Here is a 19,423-nt window from a genome sequence, read left to right on the forward strand (position 1 = left end):
AGCACGGACGGCGGCGCCACCTGGCAGACGCAGCAGACCGTCCGCAGCGAGCCGGCGCCCCACGGCAACGGCGACCCCAGCCTCCTCGTCGACCGCGAAACGGGCCGGATCTTCGTCTTCTACTCGTCCACCGTCAACCGGGGCTTCGCGGGCTCGGAGACGGGCAACGACGAGAGCGATCCCGACATCCAGCAGGCCGACTACAGCTACTCCGACGACGACGGCCTGACCTGGAAGCACGAGCGGATCACCGCCGAGGTCAAGAACCCGGCCTGGGCCGGCATGTTCGCCGCCTCCGGCGAGGGCATCCAACTGCGGCAGGGCCCCCACAAGGGACGGCTGATCCAGCAGTACGCGGTCCGCGCGGACGGCGCGAACCGCGTGGTGAGCGTGTACAGCGACGACCACGGCGCGACCTGGAAGGCCGGCACGCCGACGGCCGGCGGCGGGGACGAGAACAAGACCGTCGAACTCTCCGACGGCCGCATCCTGCTCAACAACCGCTCCGCGCCCTACCGCACGATCGCCCACTCCTCCGACGGCGGCGTCACCTACACCCCCTTCCAGCGGGACACCGCGCTCCCCGACCCGGCGAACAACGGATCGATCACGCGCTTCGCACCGGACGTCCCGGCCGACCACCCCCGCGCGAAGTGGCTGCTGTTCAGCAACACCGAGGACACCGGCATCCGGCGCAACCTCACCGTGAAGATGTCCTGCGACGACGGGAGGACCTGGCCCGTCCGCAAGGTCGTCAACACGGGCGCGTCCGCGTACTCCACGCTCACCCCGCTGTCGGACGGCACGGGATCCAACCCCCGGGTCGGCATGCTCTGGGAGCGTGAGGGCTACCAGCACATGTCCTACTCCTCCTTCGACCTGAAGTGGCTCGGCGGTGTCTGCGCCCCGGTCACGGTCACCGCGCCGACGCAGGTGAGGGCGGGCGAGCGGGCCTCGTTCGACGTCCGGGTGGTCAACCAGAACGACCGCCCCCTGCCCGCCGGCAGCGTGGACCTCGACCTGCCCGCGGGGTGGAACAGCACCTCCGTGGCCGTACCGGCCCTGAACCCGGGCCAGGGCGCCACCGTGAGGGTGCCGGTCGACGTGCCCCCGACCGCCACCGGAACGCAGCAGGTCAAGGGCGTCTACTCGGTCCGCGACGCCCACTCCTACGGCACCGGGACCGCAACCGTCACACCGGCGGCCGGCGCCCCCGCGGCGCCCCGGATCTCCGCCCTGCCCGTCCTGGACCACCTGCAGGCGGCGGGGGAGGCCGGCCCGCTCGGTGACACGATGGTCTACTGGATCCGCGTGTCCAACCCCGGGAACACCACCCTGACCCAGGTGGAACTGGGCGGAAACCTGGGCAACCTGGCGGCGTGCGCACGCGCCACGCTCGCACCCGGCGCCGAGTACGTCTGCAAGGGCGGCACGCGGACCGTCACCCGGGCCGACCTCGACCAGGGCTTCGCACCGGAACTGACGGTGTCCGGCACCGCACCGGACGGGTCGCGGACGTCCGCCCCCGCCCGCGGGGACCGCACCGAGCTCCACTGACGCACCGCCCCCGGGAACCGGCCGGACCACCGGACAGGTGGCGGACGGTTCCCGCACGCCGGGGCCGCGGCGGCCCTCCCCCGGGAGGACCGCCGCGGCCCCGTGCGACGCCGTGGTGCCGTGGGGTCAGCCGAACGACCAGCGCCGGTCGGCCGCGCCGGTGTCCGCCTGCTGGGTGAGCGGTGTGCCGTCGGCCGTGCCGACCGCGGTGAGGACCAGCCCGCTCTTCCCCGACTTCACGGTGAAGCCGCCGTCCGCCGCGGCGGTGACGGACCAGCGCTGGTTGTCGCCGCCGGTACAGGTCCACTGGATGACCTCGGTGCCCGCGGCGGACGCCCCTGCGCGCAGATCGAGGCACAGCCCGTTCCTCGTGTTCCTGATCGTGTGGCTGCCGTCGGGACGGACCTCCGCGGTGAAGCGCTGGTTGCCCCCGCCGTGCGGCGCCCAGGTCTCCAGCCGCGTACCGGGTGCCGTGCTCGAGGCGGGAACGTCGACGGCCTTGCCGGACCCGGCGTTGAGCATCTGGAACGTACTGCCCGGCTCGACCGCGGAAGCGGGCCGCAGCAGGGTGAGCTCGGCGGCGCCCGCGTGGGTGAGGCCGTTCGCGGCGGAGGTGGCGGTGAGCCGGACGTGACGCGCGGCGGTCTCCGGGAAGACGACCTCCTTCTCCACCTGGTCGTCGGCGAACGCGCCCCGGGCGACCGTGCGCCAGGAGGAGCCGTCGGAACTGACGGCGAAGGTCCAGTCACCGACACGGCCGTTGGCCGCGGCGTCCTGCCGGGGCAGGTAGCGGAACCCGGCGAGCCGCCGTTGTCCGCCCAGGTCGAGGGTGAGGTGGTGCGGCAGCGGTGTCGTGGCGGGCGTGTAGGCGGTGTGCCAGGCGGTGTGGGGGTCGTCGTCGACGACGTGCGGGGCGCGCCCGTTCTCCCCGGCCGTTTCCTGGCTGTCGGCGGTGGCGGTCATGCCCGCCTTGGGCAGGGCGGTGAGATGGCCTGCGGGGGAGCCGGGCGGACCGCCGACGGCGTCCACCCGCGCGAGGAACGCCTCCACGGAGGAGGACCGCGGCGACCCCCAGGTGCGTTCGGCCATCACCTGCAGGGGCCGGCGCGCGAAGTGGTCGAGGAAGGCGGTGCCCCGCGCCTCGGCCCGGTCGCCCCAGCGGGCCACCTTGTAGCCGAGGACGCGCCCGCCCCCCTGCTCCGGCGTGGGGAAGGCGTAGTCCTCGTACACGTCGCGGATGTCCACGTAGCCGTACTGGCCGAGCCTCTGCCCCAGGCCGGCACTCACGTACAGCACGGCTTCCGGGGCGGCGACCACGGTGTAGCCCTTGGACACCAGCGGTGTCGGATCACGGTCGATGTAGTCGTCGAAGACGATCGTCCGGTCGGGCTCGATCGAGGACTTCTGCCCGTACTGGTCCCACCACTGCCACGCCTGCGTGGTCTTGCCGTGCGAACGGACCTGCCGGTTCACGGCGTTGAGGTGGTCGACGAAGACGTCCCCCGCGTACGCGAAGCCGCGCTCCTTTTGGTGGGCGACCAGTTCCGGGCAGGCGTTCTTCCGGTCGTCCAGGCCGATCTCGTCACCGCCGACATGGACGTACTCGCTGTCGAACAGGGGGATGACGGCCTCCATGAGGTCGTGCACGAAGTCGCGGGTGTACTTCTTGGTGACGTCCAGGGTCCAGCCTCCGCGCTCGCCGCCGGGCCAGGTGGCGTAGTCCATCGAGGGACAGGCGAAGCGCAGCGCCGGATCGTACGCGGTGACGGCGGTGGCGTGGCCGGGCAGGTCGATCTCCGGCACGACGTCGACGTGGTACTTGCGGGCGTAGTCCTGCAGGTCCCGCAGTTCGGCGGGGGAGTAGGCGTCGTCCGAGGCGAGGCCGGGGAACTCGTCGAGCCGGACGCGGAAGCCGTTCCAGTCGGTGAGGTGCAGGTGGAACGTGGTGAGTTTCCGCCAGGCCATCTCCCGGATCTGCGCCTTGAGTTCGTCCAGCGGGAAGAACGTGCGGCCGACGTCGAGCATCTGGGCACGCTGCTCGACGGCCGGCCGGTCACGGGCGGTGCCGCGGGGGACCGAGGCGCGGTGCTCGTCGAGCTTGAGGGCCTGCTCGATCGTCTGGGTGGCGTGGAACACCCCGGTGTCGTCGGTGGCTTCCACGGCCAGCGTCTCGCCGATGTCCAGGGCGTACCCCTGGGACCCGAGCCCGGTGTCGGTGCTGCCGGCGCTCAGGGTGATGTCGCCGGCCCGGGCGGCGCCTGAGGTGACCACGGGGAGAGTGCGTCCGGTGAGGGTGGCGAGATCGGCGGCGAACGTGCGGGCGGTGTCACCGAGAGCGGCGGCTCCGGCGGATTCGAGGACGATGCGCGAGGTGGGCTCCAGGCGGAACACGCCTTCGCCGCCCTGCCATTCGCGCAGGGCGGGGTACACGGCCGGGGCGGCGTTGCCGGCGACCGTGCCGCCCGCGAGGGCGGCACCCCCGGCACCGAGGGGGAGCAGCCCCGCGGCCAGCAGGGGGAGTGCCAGAAGAGGACCGATCGTTCGTCTCATGCGGATGACTCACCTCAGGTTCGGTCCGTCGGGAGGACGTGGGGCGTTTCACGAGGGGATCGCGCTCGGGACGGCCCGGGGCGTGCACGCCCGCCGGGTCGGGTGCCGGGCCGGGAGACCGGCTCCGGCCCGCGGCGTCACCGGTGGCCGTTCGGCACCGGGCGGGGCCCGCCCCGCTCCTCGCGGTCCGGCCCGTGGGCCGGACCCGGACGGCGGCCCGACCGCGCTGACGTGGACTGCGGTCCGGAGCCGGACGGGTCCGGGGCCGGGACGCTCGAGGCCGGGCCCCCGCCGGACTCAGGACTGCGGGACGAAGGTCCATGTCTGGAGCGCGGCGGCGCCGGCCGGCTGCTGGGAGATCAGCCCTCCGTCGGCACCCGACGCCAGGGTCAGCAGGAGGCCGCTGGACTTGGCGGCCAGGGTGTAGCCGCCGTTCCTCCACGTGGCGGTCCAGCGCTGGTTCGCCTCGCCGCTGCACGGCCACTGGACGATGGCGGCCCCCGCCTGCCGGGAGTTGTCGCGGACGTCCGCGCACAGGCCCGAGTGCACGTTCCGCAGGGTGTGGGTGCCGTCCGTGTTGCGGGTGACCGTCCACTGCTGGTTCTTGCCGCCGTGCCACTTCCAGCCGTGCAACTGGGTTCCCCGGGTGGTGGAGTTGGCCGGTACGTCGATGGCCTGGCCGCCCGCGGAGATCTGGTGCACCCCGTTCGCCGGCCCCGTGGGGGCGGTGCAGGCCGTCGTCGCCTGGTGGGCGCCGCGGTCGGGGACGCAACCGGCCGTGACCGGGTTGCCGAAGTAGTCGCGGCCGCCGGGCGACGCCAGGGCCCGGCCGTTGGCGAGCGCGGACGAACCGGCCTGGAGCCGGTAGCCGTCCGCGTCGGTGCGCGAGGTCGCGGTGCCCGGTGCGGCGAGCTTCGGATCGGCGGTCACCTTGTGCGGATCGGCCGGTTCACCGGCCGGGTGGTTGCCGTGGAAGACGTTCGAGTCGAAGACCAGGCTGCCCGCGTTGACGTACGCGGCCTCGGACGTGGCCACGTGGAAGACGTTGTTGCTGAAGACCGCGTTCGCGGCCCCCGATCCGTTGGCGTTGTTGATGATGTCCACCGGACGGGAGAGGTAGAAGGTGTTGTTGTGGATCTGCGTGTTGGACGTCTTCGCGCAGACCATGTCGAAGAGCTGACCGCCGTCGTTCTGGCTGATGTTGTAGCGCACGACGTTGTCGGCGGTGGTGGAGCCGGAGCCGTTGCACAGGAGGATGAAGCCGCCCTCGTTGTCGTGGCTGTAGTTGTACTGGTAGACGGTGCCGATGTTGGCCTCGTCGATGTCCAGGCCCTGACCGTCGCACTCGCTCTTGCCGCCGCTGACCTCGTTGTACTGGTACAGCGCGCGGTTGGTGTTCCAGCCCCAGATGCCGGCCGCGCAGTGGGCCGGTTCGCGTTCGCGGAAACCGTCGACCGTGTTGTGCTCGACGAGCGCGCCCTCGGTGTGGTGCGGCACGATCGCGTCGCCGCCGATGTCGGTCACCGTGTTGCCGCGGACGACGACCCGGGTCTGCGGCGTCCAGGACCCGCAGGTGGTGCCGCAGTTGGGGTTGTTCAGCTCCGGGCGCCGCATCCAGCGCGTCCAGAAGTGGATGCCGTAGCGGTCGACGGTCCGCACCGTGTTGTTCTCGACGACCACGTCGTCGAACCGGGTCGGTGTCGTGTGGCCGAGGACCTCGAAGAAGATGCCCGCGCTGGCGTCGTCGTCCTTCTTGGTCTGGTTGCCGTTGACGTCGTGCACGTCCAGCCCGCTGATCCGGTAGTACCTGCCCGTTCCCGAGTCGGTGCGGGTGATGTGGACGCCGCGCCGGGTCGCCGCGGCGTCCCCCTTGTTGGAGATGTCGAGGTCGGCGATCTCCCAGTACTCCTGGTCCGCGAGCCGTACCACGTCCGTCACCTGCCCGGCGCCGGCCAGCTTCGGCTTGGCCCCGGAGCCGTAGGCGCCGATCCTGATCGGGCTTCCCGGGGAGCCGGACCCCTTGGGGAAGAGCTGCTGCCCGGTACAGGTGGAACCGCGCCGGAGCAGGATCGCGTCACCGGGCCGGAAGGTACGGGCGTTGACCGTTGCCAGGGTGTTCCAGGGCCTGGCCTGGCTGCCGTCACCGCCGGCGGCGGCACCGCAGTCCACGTGGAAGGACTGGTCCTGTGCCGAGGCCTGTGCGGGGTGCGTGAGCCCCCCGGAGGTGAGGGGGAGGGACAGGACGGACAGGAGCAGAACGAGTCTTCGTACGCGCACGGATGGCTCCCTGCTGGGTCGACGGACGGGACCGGGGAGGTGCGAGGTGCTCGGACGTGCCGGCCGAGCGCGACGACAGACGTCTGATGTCTCGACCACCAGGACGGTAGAGACTTGTAGGGGCACCGTCAAGGATGCGCGCGCCGTATACCTGGTACCGGACCGTGCCTGCCGGGGCGTCACCGGGCCTCGCGCGGCTGGGTGCCGCCCGGTCTTCCCGCGGGCCGGGTCCGCCGACCGCTCCGGGAGCGGTCGGCGCGGTGACGTCAGGGATCCCGCCCGGCACCGTTGGCAGTGATCACGACATCTGTCATAGTTCCCACCGTCGTGCTCGGGGGACGACCGTGTCGTGCCCCGGAGCCTGCGCCCGGTGGTCCCGATCCCGTCCCGGGCGTGGTTCGCGTACCCGCCGGACGTGTCGGAGCGGGTCCGGCGGAAGGAGTCGTGTGGCATCGCTGACATCAAAGGATCCTCGCGACGGCGCGGGCGACCGCCGGACACCGGAGGACGCGCCCTCCGACGGCCGGGCGGGCGACGGGCCGCCCCCGCCCACCGGTCCGCCCGCACTCCCGCAGACCGCACCGGGCCCCCTCCTGACCCATCCGCACGGGCGGCTGCTGCGCGCCGGGCGCCCGCACCGGATCCTGTCGGGGAGCCTGCACTACTTCCGCGTCCACCCCGCCCAGTGGGCGGACCGGCTGGAGCGGATCGCCGCCATGGGCCTCAACACGGTGGACACCTACGTCCCGTGGAACTTCCACGAGCCGCACCCGGGCCTGTTCCGCTTCACCGCCGGACACGACCTCGAACGCTTCCTGCGCACCGCCCGGGAGACCGGCCTGGACGCCATCGTGCGCCCCGGGCCGTACATCTGCGCCGAGTGGGACAACGGCGGTCTGCCCGTCTGGCTGACGGGCAGAGCGGGCATGCGCCCGCGCTCCTCCCACCCGCCCTACCTCGCGGAGGTCGGACGCTGGTTCGACGAGCTGATCCCGCGCATCGCGGCCCTCCAGGCCGGCCGGGGCGGGCCGGTGGTCGCCGTGCAGATCGAGAACGAGTACGGCAGCTACGGCGACGACCACGCCTACGTCCGCCACGTGCGGGACGCCCTCGTCGCGCGCGGGATCACCGAGCTGCTCTACACGGCCGACGGGCCCACCGAACTGATGCAGGACGGCGGCAGCCTGCCCGGCCACCTCGCCGCCGCCACCTTCGGCGCCCGTGCGGACGAGGCCGCCGGCCTGCTGCGGGCACGCCGCCGCGGGGAACCCTTCCTGTGCGCCGAGTTCTGGAACGGCTGGTTCGACCACTGGGGCGAGAAGCACCACGTCCGGTCGGTGGAGAGCGCCGCCGGCACCCTCTCCGACATCCTCGGCGCCGACGGCTCGGTCAGCGTCTACATGGCCCACGGCGGCACGAACTTCGGACTGTGGGCCGGAGCCAACCACGACGGCGACACGCTCCAGCCGACCGTGACCAGCTACGACTCCGACGCGCCGATCGCCGAACACGGGGCGCTCACCCCGAAGTTCCACGCCTTCCGGGACCTGCTGCACACGGTCGCCGGGACACCGCGGCGCCCGCTGCCCGCCGACCCTCCCCTGCTGTCCCCCCGCACGGTCCCCGTCACCGCCGGAGCCGCCCTGCTGCCGGCGCTCCGCGCGGTCTCCGACCCGGTGGAATCCCCCCACCCGCTGAGCTTCGAGGAACTGGAGCAGGCCTCCGGCCTCCTCCTCCACCGGGCCGAGCCGCACCTGCCCGGCAGCGTCCACCCGCTCACGGTCCACGGCCTGCGCGACCGCGCCCAGGTCTTCCTCGACGGCGCCCCCCTCGGGATCCTCGACCGGGAGACCGGCTCCCTCGACCTGCCGGGCCGCGGCGGACCGGCCCGGCTGGAACTGCTGGTGGAGAACCAGGGGCGGGTGAACTACGGGCCCCGGCTCGGCGAGCACAAGGGCATCCTCGGCGGAGTCACGATCGGCCGGCGACTGGTCCACGGCTGGACGATGCACCGGCTGCCGCTCGACACCTGGACCGAGGAAGACCTGGCGCGCGCGGTCTCTGCCGCGCCACCGGACGGCACCGCCGGTTTCGCCACGGCCCGGTTCACGGTCACCGAACCGGCCGACACCTTCCTCGCCCTCCCCGGCTTCGCCAAGGGTTTCGTGTGGGTCAACGGCACCCTGCTCGGCCGCTACTGGGAAATCGGCCCCCAACGGACGCTCTACCTGCCCGCGCCGCTGCTGGCACCGGGCGAGAACACCCTCACCCTGCTGGAACTCGAACGGCTCGGCGACCGGCTGGAACTCCTCGACCGCCCCGACCTCGGCCCGACCGAGGAGTACGTCGAAACCTTCTGACGGGCAAGGGACGCAAGCACGGCACTGCCGTCCCCGGCTCGTCCCCGGCTCACCCCGACGCGGACGATGAACGTGACACGCACTCCGCGGATACGCGGTTCGCCCACGAGGACGACGGCCTTGCCCGGTCCAGGACGCCGGGTGGCGCGGGTCGCGGGCGAACACCCGCGAAACACGGCCCGCCCGACGACAGCCCCGCTACCGGGGCTTCCGTACGGCGAACTCGTTGCCGTCAGGGTCGAGCATCAGCACCCGGCCGCCGTCGCCCTCACCGGTGTCGGTGCGCGTCGCGCCGAGGGAGACCAGGCGGCCGATCTCCGCCGCCCGATCGGCGCCGGTGGGGAGCGCCAGCTCGAAGGACAGCCTGTTCGCGCCCGTCTTCGGCGCCACCGGAGGACCACCCCAAGTGATCTTCGTACCGCCGTCCGGTGACTGGATCGCGGTCTCCTGGTCCTGGTCCCAGACCAGCGGCCACCGCAGCGCCTCGCTCCAGAAGTACCCGACCTCCTGCGTACCGTCGCAGGCCAGCGCTCCGATGGAGCCGGTGCCGGCGAGGAACTTGTTGTCCGCCTCGATGACGCAGAACTCGTTGCCGTCCGGATCGGCGAGCACCACGTGCCCCTCTTCCGGGAGCTGGCCCACGTCGATGTGCCTCCCGCCGAGCTCCAGTGCTCTGGCCACCGTCCGCCGCTGATCCTCCGGGGAGGTGCTCGTCAGGTCGAAGTGCGCCCGGTTCCGACCGGTCTTCGGCTCCCGGCTCGGCAGGAAACGGATGCGGAACCCGGCGGCATCGGGAGGCAGGATCGCGACGCCGTCGTCCGGACCGTCGGCCGACTCCCAGCCCAGGACACCGGACCAGAACCGCGCCAGGTCCGCGGGCCGGGTCGCGTTGAAGCAGATCGCGAACAGGTGACTGGTCATACCCCGGGTGTCTCCGATCCACTGACGACCGATACGGCGCCTCGCCCTTCCGCGAGCGCAGCCTAGGGTGGCCGTGCGGCACCCGCATCCGAGTTTCCGTCGCGGGGGAGCCCGGCCCCCACAGGACGACGATCGTACGGAACGCCACCGCCCTTCACGGCACCGACTTCGTCTCGGTTGTCGTCCGTCGTCCCGTGTCTTCGGTCGGGAAGAACGGGCCAAGGAGGAGGACGGAGTCAGATGGTGAGGTGATGCGGGTCCCCCGGGACGGGCCCGGGCTCCAGGCGTGTGAAGTACTCGGTCCGAATGATCTTTCGGCGGGCTTTTTCGGGGAGGCGGGCGAGGATTCCGGGCAGGGAGCGTTCGCGGGCGACCTCGCCCTGGTGGGCGAGGATCGCGCGCCACTTCACGTCGGCCCACTCGCTCACGTCCACGACCGTGGTCACGTATGCGTCCGGGACGCAGAGCACGCTCTTGCCGACGCTCCTCAGCAGTGCTCCCAGTTCGTCGACTCCGCTCTCGGGATGGGTTGCCGCGTACAGGGCCCGGGGCTGGCAGGGGGCTCCGGCTTCCGGGTAGAGGCGCGCGAGTCCTGCGGCCTGGCAGGCGAGGAGGGTGATCCGGTGGGTGTGGCGGTGGTCCGGATGGCCGGTCAGCTGACCGAGTGCGTCGTGGGTGACCACGATGTCGGGTCGGAACTGCCGCACATGCCGGACGACGTGGCCGACGGCTTCATCGAGGGGCGCGTCCACGAGCCGGGGCCTGCCGTGAGCGGAGGACGGATCGCGGGCGTCGGCGTAGCCGAGCATGCGCGGCGGGCTCGCACCCAGCTCGTCCAGGGCTGCGGCCAGTTCGGGTGCGCGGCGGCTGTCCGCGGCCCAGGTGACGGTGACGACCGCGGTGCGGGCGCCACCGGCGGAGTGCTGGGCGAGGACGCCGCCGAAGAGCAACGCCTCGTCGTCGGGATGCGCGGCCACGGCCATCAGGGACGAGGAAGAGGACAGCATCACTACAGACTTCCTGCTGGTCGGATCGGACTCGGGTGACGGTGCGGATCGGACCTGGGCGGTGGTTCACATGAGGGGCGGAAGGCCGGCAGGGGTCGGCCTTCACCGCTACGGAAGCCCGACGGGACCGTAGAGGGCGGCCGGCTGTCCGCTCCGCATGCGGCGCGATCTCCGGAGGCGGGACGATGCCGTTCATTCGTTCCCCCAGTCCCAGGTGCCGAAGTAAGCGGCCTCGCCGGTGCGGCGGGCCTCCTCCAACGCGCTCAGGCGCGCGAAGTCACGAGGCGGCATCAGCGCCTTCCACTCGACCAGCGGCAGGACGCGGACCTCGTCGTGCTCCTGCGGGTTCAGGACGATGCCGCGGATCCGCGCCGCGGTGAGCCGGCCCCCGTCGAAGATCATCCCGATCGTGCTGTAGGGCCACTCGGTGCCGGGCAGCCCGTACACGGTGCCCAGGAGCCGGGGCGGCCCGGCCGGCGTCAGACCGGTCTCCTCCCGGCACTCGCGCACCGCCGTCCCCCAGGGCCGTTCTCCGGGATCCATTGTTCCGCCCACCAACTGCCACGGATGCCCGGGGGAGTAGACGGAGCGCAGCTGGAGCGGTCGGTCGTCCTCGTCGGTGAAGTAGACGCACGCGAACGCGGTGGCCTTGAGCACCGTCTCGGCGTACTGCTCCGGCGGGAGCCAGGCGGGGCCGCTCTCCGGCCCGCTCGCAGCGGCCGGCGCGCTCGGACGCGTCATCCGCATCAGGGCAGGACTCCCCGTGAAGCCCAGCTCGCGGTAGAGGGGGGCCGCCTCCACACTGGCGTGGACCTCGAAGAGCGTGATGTGCTCGACGAGGGAGAGATGGTCGAGCAGCGCGGACACCACCGTCCGGGCGTAGCCGCGCCGCCGGAGGTCCGGGCGCGTCGCGACGATCTGCACGCGGGCGGCCAGCCCCCGGGGGGAGGCCGGCGCCGGCAGGACGGGGTGGACCAGGCCGAGGGCGCAGGCGGCGAGCCCGCCGTCCGGGGCGTCGACGACGAAGGCCCGCGCGTCCCCCGTCTCGGACAGCCGCGGTGCCAGCTCGTCCGTGCACCGCCGGACCCACTCCTCGCTCAGGGGCTCGGGCAGGACGTGCTCGGAGCGCATCCGGACGATGCCCCCGGCGTCGGCGGGCGTGGCCGGGCGGGCCGGCGGCCGCCCGGTGGCGGCCGGTGCCGTGTCGCGGTTCATGACATTCCTCCTGTGGACGAGTCGGGTGTCCGGCCGGCCGCCCGCTCGGCGAAGACGCGCACCGCTTCCTCGGGGACGGCACCGCCGCTTTCGGGGACGAGGGCCGGCCGGTCTGCTGCCGGCCGGCTCGGCCCGGTCCGTTCCCGGGCCACCTCGATCCGGCGGCCGGGGGCCCGGAACAGTTCCGCGACCTCGTCCGTGCCGTCCGCCTCACCACCCGTGGGGACCTCCGTACCCGGTTGTGCCGGCATGCCGTACCACCCCCTGTTCCCTTGCGCGGAGGACGGACCGGCGACAGCGCGGCCGGGACGCGGCCGTATGCCCGCACATCACACCCTTCGTGCCAGGCCGGTCACCCTGTGTGCCGCCCGGAGTGCTCCACACAGTAGGGTGAATCGGTCACCCTCGGTGAGGCGAATCGGGAAACCGTCACCGCGTCCGGTGAACCGGGCGTCGGCGCAGCCTGCTTCCGCGCCGCGTCCCCCGTCACCGCCCGGCCGCCTTCTCCGTCCGGGCCCGTACCGGCGCATACGTCACGGGACGGCCGCGACTGCTGGACGGGGTGCGCACCGTGCACCGGCCGGACGGCCCGACCGAGGGCCGGGAGAGCCGGCTCGCGCCGCAGCGGCCCTGGCCGCTGTCCCGCCGGGCGAGCGCGTTGTTCGACGAGTGCCTCCGGCCCGTCCGGGGGTCCGGGATCCTGGCCGAGCGCTTCGACGGCGTGTACCAACCCGGCCAGGACGAGGTCCCCGCCCGCATGGCCTCCCGGACGGGAGCCCTCCGGGAGCGCCGTACGGACAGCGTGCGCCGGCGGGCCCACCGCATCGAGCGGCACGACGACCTGGCCCGGCAGGAGCCCGGCCGGGGCGGCGCCCCGGCAGCTCCACGCCCGGGCGCCCAAGGGCCCGTAGGTCCTGTCTCAGGCCTTCCGCAGCCGAGCCGTGCTCTGTCGTACCACCAAGTGGGTCGCCAGTTCGATGCGCTGTGCCGCCGTGCCGGGGGCGTCCGGGCGGAGGAGCATGCGGGCGGCCTCCTCGGCCATGCGCCGCAGGGGCTGGTGGACCGTGGTGAGGGGCGGGCTCGACCACTGGGCCAGTGGTACGTCGTCGTAGCCCACCACCGACAGGTCCTCCGGCACGCGCAGGCCTCTGATCCTGGCCGCCTCCAGGACGCCGAGTGCCTGGAGGTCGCTGCCCGCGAAGATCGCCGTCGGCCGGTCGGTGCCGTTCAGCAGGTCCATGGCGTGCTCGAAGCCGCTCTGCACGTGGAAGTCGCCGAAACGCGTCAGACGCGGGCCGGTCTCCAGGCCCGCCATCGTCATGGCGGAGCGGTAGCCGTCGAGGCGGGCGAGCGAACAGAGCATGTCCTCGGGGCCGGTGATGATCGCGACCCGCTCGTGACCGAGGTCGGTGAGGTGACGGGTGGCGGCGAGGCCGCCGGCCCAGTTCGCGGAGCCGACGGAGGGGACGTCGGGGGCGGGGTCGCCCGCCGGGTCGATGACGACGAGGGGGATGGCCGCCGCTCTGAGCTGGCGTTTGATGTCCTCCGGGAGAGCGGAGAAGACCAGCACGACGCCGAGCGGCCTGCGTTGCAGCACGCCCGGGAGCCACTCCGGGGCGGGGGTGTGCCGGGTGCCGCTCTCGGTGAGCGCCACCGTCGCGCGGTTCTCCTTGGCGACGCCTTCCACGCCCCGGATCAGCTCCATCGCCCAGACGCTCTCCAACTCGTGGAAGACGATTTCGATGAGCGGGGAGCGGGACACCGACTGGGCGCGGCGGCGGTAACCGTGGACGTCCAGCAGCCGCTCCACCTTGGCGCGGGTCGTGCGGGAGACGTCCGATCGGCCATTGAGGACCTTCGAAACTGTCGGCATCGAAACGCCGGCCTCTTTCGCCACCGCGGCCAGGGTGATTCTGCCGCTCGTCTCACCTTCATCGTGCATAACCGCAGGATAAGGCACCGCGTGTCGGTAACGGTTTGGGTGAGTGCCGACTCGACCGTTGACCGAAACTTCCGTCTGACCTACTGTCCCACGGCATGGACTTTCGGCGATGATGCCGAAACTTTCGAAAGGCGAACGATGAAGATACGTGCGCGCTTGCCCAGACTGGTCGCCGGTGGTGCGACGCTCACCCTGGCACTGACCCTTTCGGCCTGCGGCGGCGGGGGCGGCGGGGCGTCGGCGGACGACGGCAAGATCCATGTCCTGGTCTACGGGGACGCCACCAACAAGGTCGAGAAGAAACTCGTCGACACGTTCAACAAGACGTCCGACGTCAAGGTCGTCCTCGACACCATCCCCGGTGCGGACTACCAGAAGAAGCTTCAGACGATCATCAGCACCCCGCAGGCACCCGACGTCTTCTTCAACTGGGGCGGCGGCAGCATCAAGCCGTTCGTCAAGGCCGACCTGCTGATGCCGCTCGACGACTTCATCAAGAAGGACCCGGACCTGGAGGACAAGTTCCTCCCGTCCGTCTTCAACAACGCCGTCGTCGACGGCAAGCCGTACGGCATCCCGATGCGCGGCACCCAGCCGGTCCTGCTCTTCCACAACAAGAAGGTCCTCGACAAGGCGGGCGTCAAGCCGCCGAAGACCTGGGACGAACTGCTCGACGCGGTCGAAAAGCTCAAGGCCGAGGGCGTGACGCCGATCGCGCTCGGCGGCGGCGACGTCTGGCCGACGCAGATGTGGTTCCAGTACCTCTTCGACCGCGTGGCCGGACCCGGACTGTTCGAGAAGGCCGTCGACGGCGACAAGAGCGCCTGGGAGAGCGCGGACAGCAAGAAGGCCCTGGGCATGATCAGGGAGCTCGTCGACGCCGGCGCCTTCGGCAAGAACTACGACTCCGTCAAGTACACCAACGGCGGCTCGGTCCAGCTGGTGTCCTCCGGCAAGGCCGGCTTCGAGCTGATGGGCTCCTGGTACTACTCCCAGCAGCTCACGGACCACAAGGCGTTCGCCGAGAAGGACCTCGGCTACACCGCCTTCCCGACCGTCGAGGGCGGCAAGGGCGACCCGGCCAACGTCGCCGGCAACACGAACAACTACTACTCGGTGATGAAGAAGACGAAGCACCCCGAGGCCGTCGCCGAGTTCCTGAAGCTCATGTACTCCGACGACTTCGTCAAGGCGCAGCTGGACATCGGCAACCTGCCGACCACGACCAACACCGACGAGTTCATCGAGACCACGGGCAACGCCGAGTACTCGCGCTTCCAGTACGACATGGTCGCCGACGCCCCGTCGTTCCAGCTGTCCTGGGACCAGGCGTACCCGCAGAAGGCCAGCTCGGACATGCACAAGGCCATCCAGCAGTTCTTCAACGGACAGCTCGACACGGACGGCTTCATCAAGGCCATGCAGGCCCTCCCGACCGAGTGACGAACGGCTCATGACGACACAGATCACGAGCGCCCGGCCGGCCGCCGGACCCCTCAAGGGGGCCCGGCGGCGGCCGCCCGCCTCGTCCGCGACAACGGTGGGCCGTCCCGGCTTCGCCTGGGCGCTGCCCGCCGCAGTGTTCTTCACCCTCTTCGCGATCGTCCCGCTGATCATGGTGGCGGTGCTGTCCTTCATGAGCTGGGACGGGCTCAGCTCGCCCGAGTTCGTCGGCACGGACAACTGGTCGCGCCTGATGGACGACCCGGTGATGCTCAACAGCATCTGGCTGACCCTGCTGCTGACCGTGCTCGGCGTGGTCCTCCAGACCCCGCTGAGCATCCTGCTCGGCGTCTGGGCCGCCGGCCACCAGCGCAACCGGGCCGTGCTGTCCGTCATCTACTTCATCCCGCTGCTGCTGTCCGCGACGGCCGTCTCCGTGCTGTGGCGGGCGCTGCTCGACCCGAACTTCGGCATCCCGGCCGAGGCCGCCTGGCTGTTCGGCGACGGCAACCTGTTCGGTGAACAGGCCACCGCCATCGGGGTGCTGGCGTTCGTCAGCACCTGGCAGTTCACCCCGTTCCACACGCTGATCTACCAGGGCGCCGCCCGCGCCGTCCCCCAGGTGCTCTACCAGGCCGCGGAGATCGACGGGGCGGGCCGCTACCGGCAGTTCTTCCACATCACGCTGCCGCAGCTGCGCAACTCGATGATCACCTCGATGATCCTGATGATCGTCGGCGGTCTGACCACCTTCGAGACGGTCCTCATCCTGACCCAGGGCGGCCCCGGCACCGACACCACCATCAGCGCCTACTACATGTACGACAAGGCGTTCAAGAGCTTCGACTACGGCACCGGCTCCGCGATCGCCCTGGTCCTGGTCGTCGCGGCCACCGTCATCTCGCTGATCGTCGTCCGGGTCTCCGGCTACGACAAGATGCGCAGCTCCATGGAGGGTGTGTCATGAGGCGCCGACCGAACTACGTGGCCGGCGTCGGCTCCCTCGTCTGGCTCTTCCTGGTCGGCCTGCCGCTGTACGTGCTGCTCGCCGCGACCCTGCGCACCCGCCAGGACTACGCCGAGAACGGCCCGGTCTCGATCCCGGACAGCTTCACCCTGGACAACTACACCGGCGCCTTCGACTCGGGCTTCGGCCAGTACTTCTTCAACACGCTCGTCGTCACCGGCTGCGTGATCGGGATCGTGCTGCTGCTGGTCCCGCCGCTCGCCTACGCGATCGTCCGCAGCCGGGGCCGGACCACGTCGGCGATCTTCCGGCTGTTCCTGCTCGGACTCGCCATCCCCGCCCAGGCCGTCATCGTGCCGATGTTCTACCTGATCAGCGAGGCCGGACTGTACGACAACCTGCTGGGTGTCATCCTGCCCACGGCCGCGTTCTGCCTGCCGATGTCGGCGCTGATCCTCAGCGGCGCGATGCGCGACATCTCCCCGGAACTGTACGAGGCCATGGCCATGGACGGCGCCTCCCCGCGGCGCATGTTCCTCCAGCTCGTCCTGCCGCTGTCGAGGGGCGGACTGTCCACGATCGTGGTGTTCTCCGCGCTCCAGGCGTGGAACGGCTTCCTGTTCCCGCTCGTCCTGACCCAGTCCGACTCCAGCAAGGTCGTCACCCTGGGTCTGTACAACTTCCAGACCGAACACGGTATCGACATCCCCGGTCTGCTGGGAGCCGTGGTGCTGTCCATGGTGCCCATCCTGCTCGTCTACCTGTTCGCCCGTCGTGCCCTGGTCCAGGGTCTGATGGGTGTCGGAGGAAAGTGACTGCCGACGTGGCTGTAGAGACCACCCCCGAAATCCCCCTCTGGAACGACCCCGACCTCCCCGTCACCGCCAGGGTCGACGCGCTGATCGGGGCGATGACCCTGGACGAGAAGATCGCCCAGCTGTACGGCGTGTGGGTCGGCGCGTCCGCCAACGGCGGCGAAGTGGCCCCGCACCAGCACGACATGGAGGAGGCCGTCGACCTCGACGCGCTTCTTCCCGCCGGGCTGGGCCAGTTGACCCGACCCTTCGGCACCGCGCCCGTCGACCCGGCGCTCGGCGCGCTCTCCCTGCTGCGCACCCAGTCCCGCATCACCTCGGCGGGCCGCTTCGGCATTCCCGCCGTCGCACACGAGGAATGCCTGGCGGGCTTCGCCGCCTGGGGCGCCACCGCCTACCCCGTCCCGCTGTCCTGGGGCGCCACCTTCGACCCGGACGTGGTGCGCCGGATGGCCGCCGCCATCGGCCGCGACATGCGGTCCGTCGGTGTCCACCAGGGTCTCGCGCCCGTCCTCGACGTGGTGCGCGACGCCCGCTGGGGCCGGGTGGAGGAGACCATCGGCGAGGACCCCTACCTCGTCGGCACCATCGGCACCGCGTACGTCCAGGGCCTGGAGTCCGCCGGGATCGTCGCCACCCTCAAGCACTTCGTCGGCTACTCGGCCTCCCGCGCCGGACGCAACCTCGCCCCCGCGCCCATGGGCCCCCGCGAACGGGCCGACGTCCTGCTGCCGCCGTTCGAGATGGCGATCCGCGAGGGCGGCGCCCGCTCCGTGATGCACTCCTACACGGACACCGACGGCGTCCCCGCCGCCGCCGACGAGAGCCTGCTGACCGGACTGCTCCGCGACACCTGGGGCTTCGACGGCACCGTCGTCGCCGACTACTTCGGCATCGCCTTCCTCAAGATCCTGCACGGCGTCGCGGGCGACTGGGCGGAGGCCGCGGGCGCCGCGCTGAAGGCCGGCGTCGACGTCGAACTGCCCACCGTCAAGACGTTCGGCGCACCGCTCGCCGAGGCCGTCGCCGACGGCCGGGTACCGGAGTCGGTCATCGACCGCGCCCTGCGCCGCGTCCTCGGCCAGAAGGCGGCGCTCGGCCTGCTCGACCCGGACTGGAGCCCGGTCCCGCCCGCACTCGAGGGCGTCGACCTGGACGACCCGGAGGCCCTGCGCGGCAGGATCGACCTGGACCGGCCCGAGAACCGGGAACTGGCCCGCGAGATCGCCGAGAAGGCCGTCGTCCTGCTCGCCAACGACGGCACCCTGCCGCTCGACCGGCCCCGCCGCATCGCCCTGGTCGGCCCCAACGCGGCCGAGGGCACCGCCGTACTGGGCTGCTACTCCTTCCCCCAGCACGTGGGCGTGCAGCACCCCGACGTCCCGGTCGGCATCGACCTGCCCACCCTGCGGGACACCCTGGCCGCGGAGTTCCCCGACGCGGACATCACCGTCGCCCGCGGCACCGGCGTCGACGACGGAGACCTCTCCGGCATCGGCGAAGCGGTCGACGCGGCACGGGACGCGGACGTCGTCATCGCCGTACTCGGCGACCGCGCGGGCCTGTTCGGCCGCGGCACCAGCGGAGAGGGCTGCGACGCCGAGTCCCTCGCCCTGCCCGGCGCCCAGCAGCACCTGCTGGACGCGCTGCTCGGCTCCGGCACGCCGGTGGTGACCGTCCTGCTCGCCGGGCGGCCCTACGCCCTCGGCCGCGCCGCCGCCGAGTCCGCGGCGATCGTGCAGTCCTTCTTCCCCGGGGTCGCCGGCACCCAGGCGATCGCCGGGGTGCTGAGCGGCCGCACCAACCCTTCCGGCCGGCTCCCGGTCAGCGTGCCCCGCGCACCGGGCTCCCAGCCGACCACCTACCTCGGCGCCCGTCTCGCCCAGCTCAGCGAGGTGTCCAACATCGACCCGACGCCGGCCTTCGGCTTCGGCCACGGCCTGACGTACACGGCGTTCGCCTGGAGCGACCTCGCCGTGGACGCCGAACAGGCTTCGACGGACGGCGAGTTCACCTTCTCCCTCACCGTCCGCAACACCGGTGAGCGGTCCGGCACCGAAGTCGTCCAGCTCTACCTCCACGACCCGGTCGCCTCCGTCGTCCAGCCGGTGCAGCGGCTCGTCGGCTACACCCGGGTGGAGCTGGAGCCGGGAGAGGCCCGCCGCGTCCACGTCACGGTCCCCGCCGACGTGGCCTCCTTCACCGGCCGCGACGGCCACCGGATCGTCGAACCCGGGGAACTGGAACTCCGCATCGCCGCGTCGAGCACCGACACGCGCCTGACGGCGACGGTCACCCTGACCGGGTCGCAGCGGCAGGTGGACCACACCCGCCGCCTCCACGCGGTCTTCACCCAGGAACCGGGCCCG

Annotated in this window: 12 protein-coding genes and 2 pseudogenes; 7 read left to right on the forward strand and 7 right to left on the reverse strand. The window is 71.8% G+C overall.

What is annotated here, in order from left to right:
* Together AOK18_RS18545 and AOK18_RS35420 are read left to right on the forward strand one after the other, a co-directional pair.
* Positions 1-1,200 (forward strand): annotated as a pseudogene (locus AOK18_RS18545) (exo-alpha-sialidase); the annotation flags it as partial.
* Between the two features lie 81 nt (positions 1,201-1,281).
* Positions 1,282-1,557, forward strand: a pseudogene (locus AOK18_RS35420) (DUF7507 domain-containing protein); the annotation flags it as partial.
* A gap of 126 nt (positions 1,558-1,683) precedes the next feature.
* On the opposite strand, the gene AOK18_RS18550 reads toward AOK18_RS35420, so the two are convergent.
* Positions 1,684-4,107 carry a family 20 glycosylhydrolase gene (locus tag AOK18_RS18550; RefSeq protein WP_055695102.1) on the reverse strand — a complete coding sequence of 808 codons (2,424 nt, stop codon included), beginning with the start codon at positions 4,105-4,107 and terminating at the stop codon, positions 1,684-1,686.
* Positions 4,108-4,404: 297 nt separating this feature from the next.
* Entirely contained in the window at positions 4,405-6,384 is a 1,980-nt protein-coding gene (locus AOK18_RS18555) for an RICIN domain-containing protein (RefSeq protein WP_055695103.1), read from the reverse strand.
* Positions 6,385-6,977: 593 nt separating this feature from the next.
* Between AOK18_RS18555 and AOK18_RS18560 the strand changes: the two genes are divergently transcribed.
* The gene (locus AOK18_RS18560; RefSeq protein WP_055695108.1) at positions 6,978-8,744 is read left to right on the forward strand and encodes a glycoside hydrolase family 35 protein; all 1,767 of its coding nucleotides are present in this window, start codon (positions 6,978-6,980) and stop codon (positions 8,742-8,744) included.
* Between the two features lie 198 nt (positions 8,745-8,942).
* Here the strand turns inward: AOK18_RS18560 and AOK18_RS18565 are convergent, their stop codons facing one another.
* The 5 genes from AOK18_RS18565 to AOK18_RS18585 all read right to left on the reverse strand — a co-directional run bounded on the left by AOK18_RS18565 (position 8,943) and on the right by AOK18_RS18585 (position 13,829).
* A complete protein-coding gene (locus AOK18_RS18565) occupies positions 8,943-9,665 on the reverse strand; it encodes a VOC family protein (RefSeq protein WP_055695104.1) in 723 nt (240 codons plus the stop codon).
* A 236-nt stretch (positions 9,666-9,901) separates the two neighbouring features.
* Positions 9,902-10,672, reverse strand: a complete 771-nt coding sequence (locus AOK18_RS18570) for a PIG-L deacetylase family protein (protein ID WP_055695105.1) — start codon at positions 10,670-10,672, stop codon at positions 9,902-9,904.
* A 192-nt stretch (positions 10,673-10,864) separates the two neighbouring features.
* Positions 10,865-11,887, reverse strand: coding sequence for a GNAT family N-acetyltransferase (locus tag AOK18_RS18575; protein ID WP_055695106.1), 1,023 nt, complete (start codon positions 11,885-11,887; stop codon positions 10,865-10,867).
* Entirely contained in the window at positions 11,884-12,138 is a 255-nt protein-coding gene (locus AOK18_RS34455; protein WP_055572098.1) for a hypothetical protein, read from the reverse strand. The genes AOK18_RS18575 and AOK18_RS34455 overlap by 4 nt, the downstream gene beginning before the upstream one ends.
* 668 nt (positions 12,139-12,806) lie before the next feature.
* Positions 12,807-13,829, reverse strand: coding sequence for a LacI family DNA-binding transcriptional regulator (locus tag AOK18_RS18585; protein WP_175400261.1), 1,023 nt, complete (start codon positions 13,827-13,829; stop codon positions 12,807-12,809).
* Positions 13,830-13,967: 138 nt separating this feature from the next.
* Here AOK18_RS18585 and AOK18_RS18590 point away from each other — a divergent pair, with 138 nt between their 5' ends.
* The 4 genes from AOK18_RS18590 to AOK18_RS18605 all read left to right on the forward strand — a co-directional run.
* Positions 13,968-15,272 carry an ABC transporter substrate-binding protein gene (locus AOK18_RS18590; protein WP_055572096.1) on the forward strand — a complete coding sequence of 435 codons (1,305 nt, stop codon included), beginning with the start codon at positions 13,968-13,970 and terminating at the stop codon, positions 15,270-15,272.
* Between the two features lie 10 nt (positions 15,273-15,282).
* Positions 15,283-16,239: a carbohydrate ABC transporter permease gene (locus AOK18_RS18595; protein WP_055572095.1), complete on the forward strand. Its 957-nt coding sequence runs from the start codon at positions 15,283-15,285 to the stop codon at positions 16,237-16,239.
* Positions 16,236-17,054, forward strand: coding sequence for a carbohydrate ABC transporter permease (locus tag AOK18_RS18600; RefSeq protein ID WP_055572094.1), 819 nt, complete (start codon positions 16,236-16,238; stop codon positions 17,052-17,054). Before AOK18_RS18595 ends, AOK18_RS18600 begins: the two co-directional genes overlap by 4 nt.
* A partial coding sequence (locus AOK18_RS18605) for a beta-xylosidase/alpha-l-arabinosidase (RefSeq protein ID WP_099048909.1) occupies positions 17,051-19,423 on the forward strand: 2,373 nt, incomplete at its 3' end. The genes AOK18_RS18600 and AOK18_RS18605, both read left to right, overlap by 4 nt.

Origin of the sequence: Streptomyces prasinopilosus, from assembly GCF_001419695.1 — a bacterium.
Classification (GTDB): Bacteria; Actinomycetota; Actinomycetes; order Streptomycetales; family Streptomycetaceae; genus Streptomyces; species Streptomyces prasinopilosus.

Excerpts from the sequence above, each read along its gene's own strand:
- AOK18_RS18550 (WP_055695102.1), bottom strand. The coding sequence starts at position 4,107 with ATGAGACGAACGATCGGTCCTCTTCTGGCACTCCCCCTGCTGGCCGCG.
- AOK18_RS18565 (WP_055695104.1), bottom strand. The coding sequence starts at position 9,665 with ATGACCAGTCACCTGTTCGCGATCTGCTTCAACGCGACCCGGCCCGCG.
- AOK18_RS18570 (WP_055695105.1), bottom strand. The coding sequence starts at position 10,672 with ATGCTGTCCTCTTCCTCGTCCCTGATGGCCGTGGCCGCGCATCCCGAC.
- AOK18_RS18575 (WP_055695106.1), bottom strand. The coding sequence starts at position 11,887 with ATGAACCGCGACACGGCACCGGCCGCCACCGGGCGGCCGCCGGCCCGC.
- AOK18_RS34455 (WP_055572098.1), bottom strand. The coding sequence starts at position 12,138 with ATGCCGGCACAACCGGGTACGGAGGTCCCCACGGGTGGTGAGGCGGAC.
- AOK18_RS18585 (WP_175400261.1), bottom strand. The coding sequence starts at position 13,829 with ATGCACGATGAAGGTGAGACGAGCGGCAGAATCACCCTGGCCGCGGTG.
- AOK18_RS18590 (WP_055572096.1), top strand. The coding sequence starts at position 13,968 with ATGAAGATACGTGCGCGCTTGCCCAGACTGGTCGCCGGTGGTGCGACG.
- AOK18_RS18595 (WP_055572095.1), top strand. The coding sequence starts at position 15,283 with ATGACGACACAGATCACGAGCGCCCGGCCGGCCGCCGGACCCCTCAAG.
- AOK18_RS18600 (WP_055572094.1), top strand. The coding sequence starts at position 16,236 with ATGAGGCGCCGACCGAACTACGTGGCCGGCGTCGGCTCCCTCGTCTGG.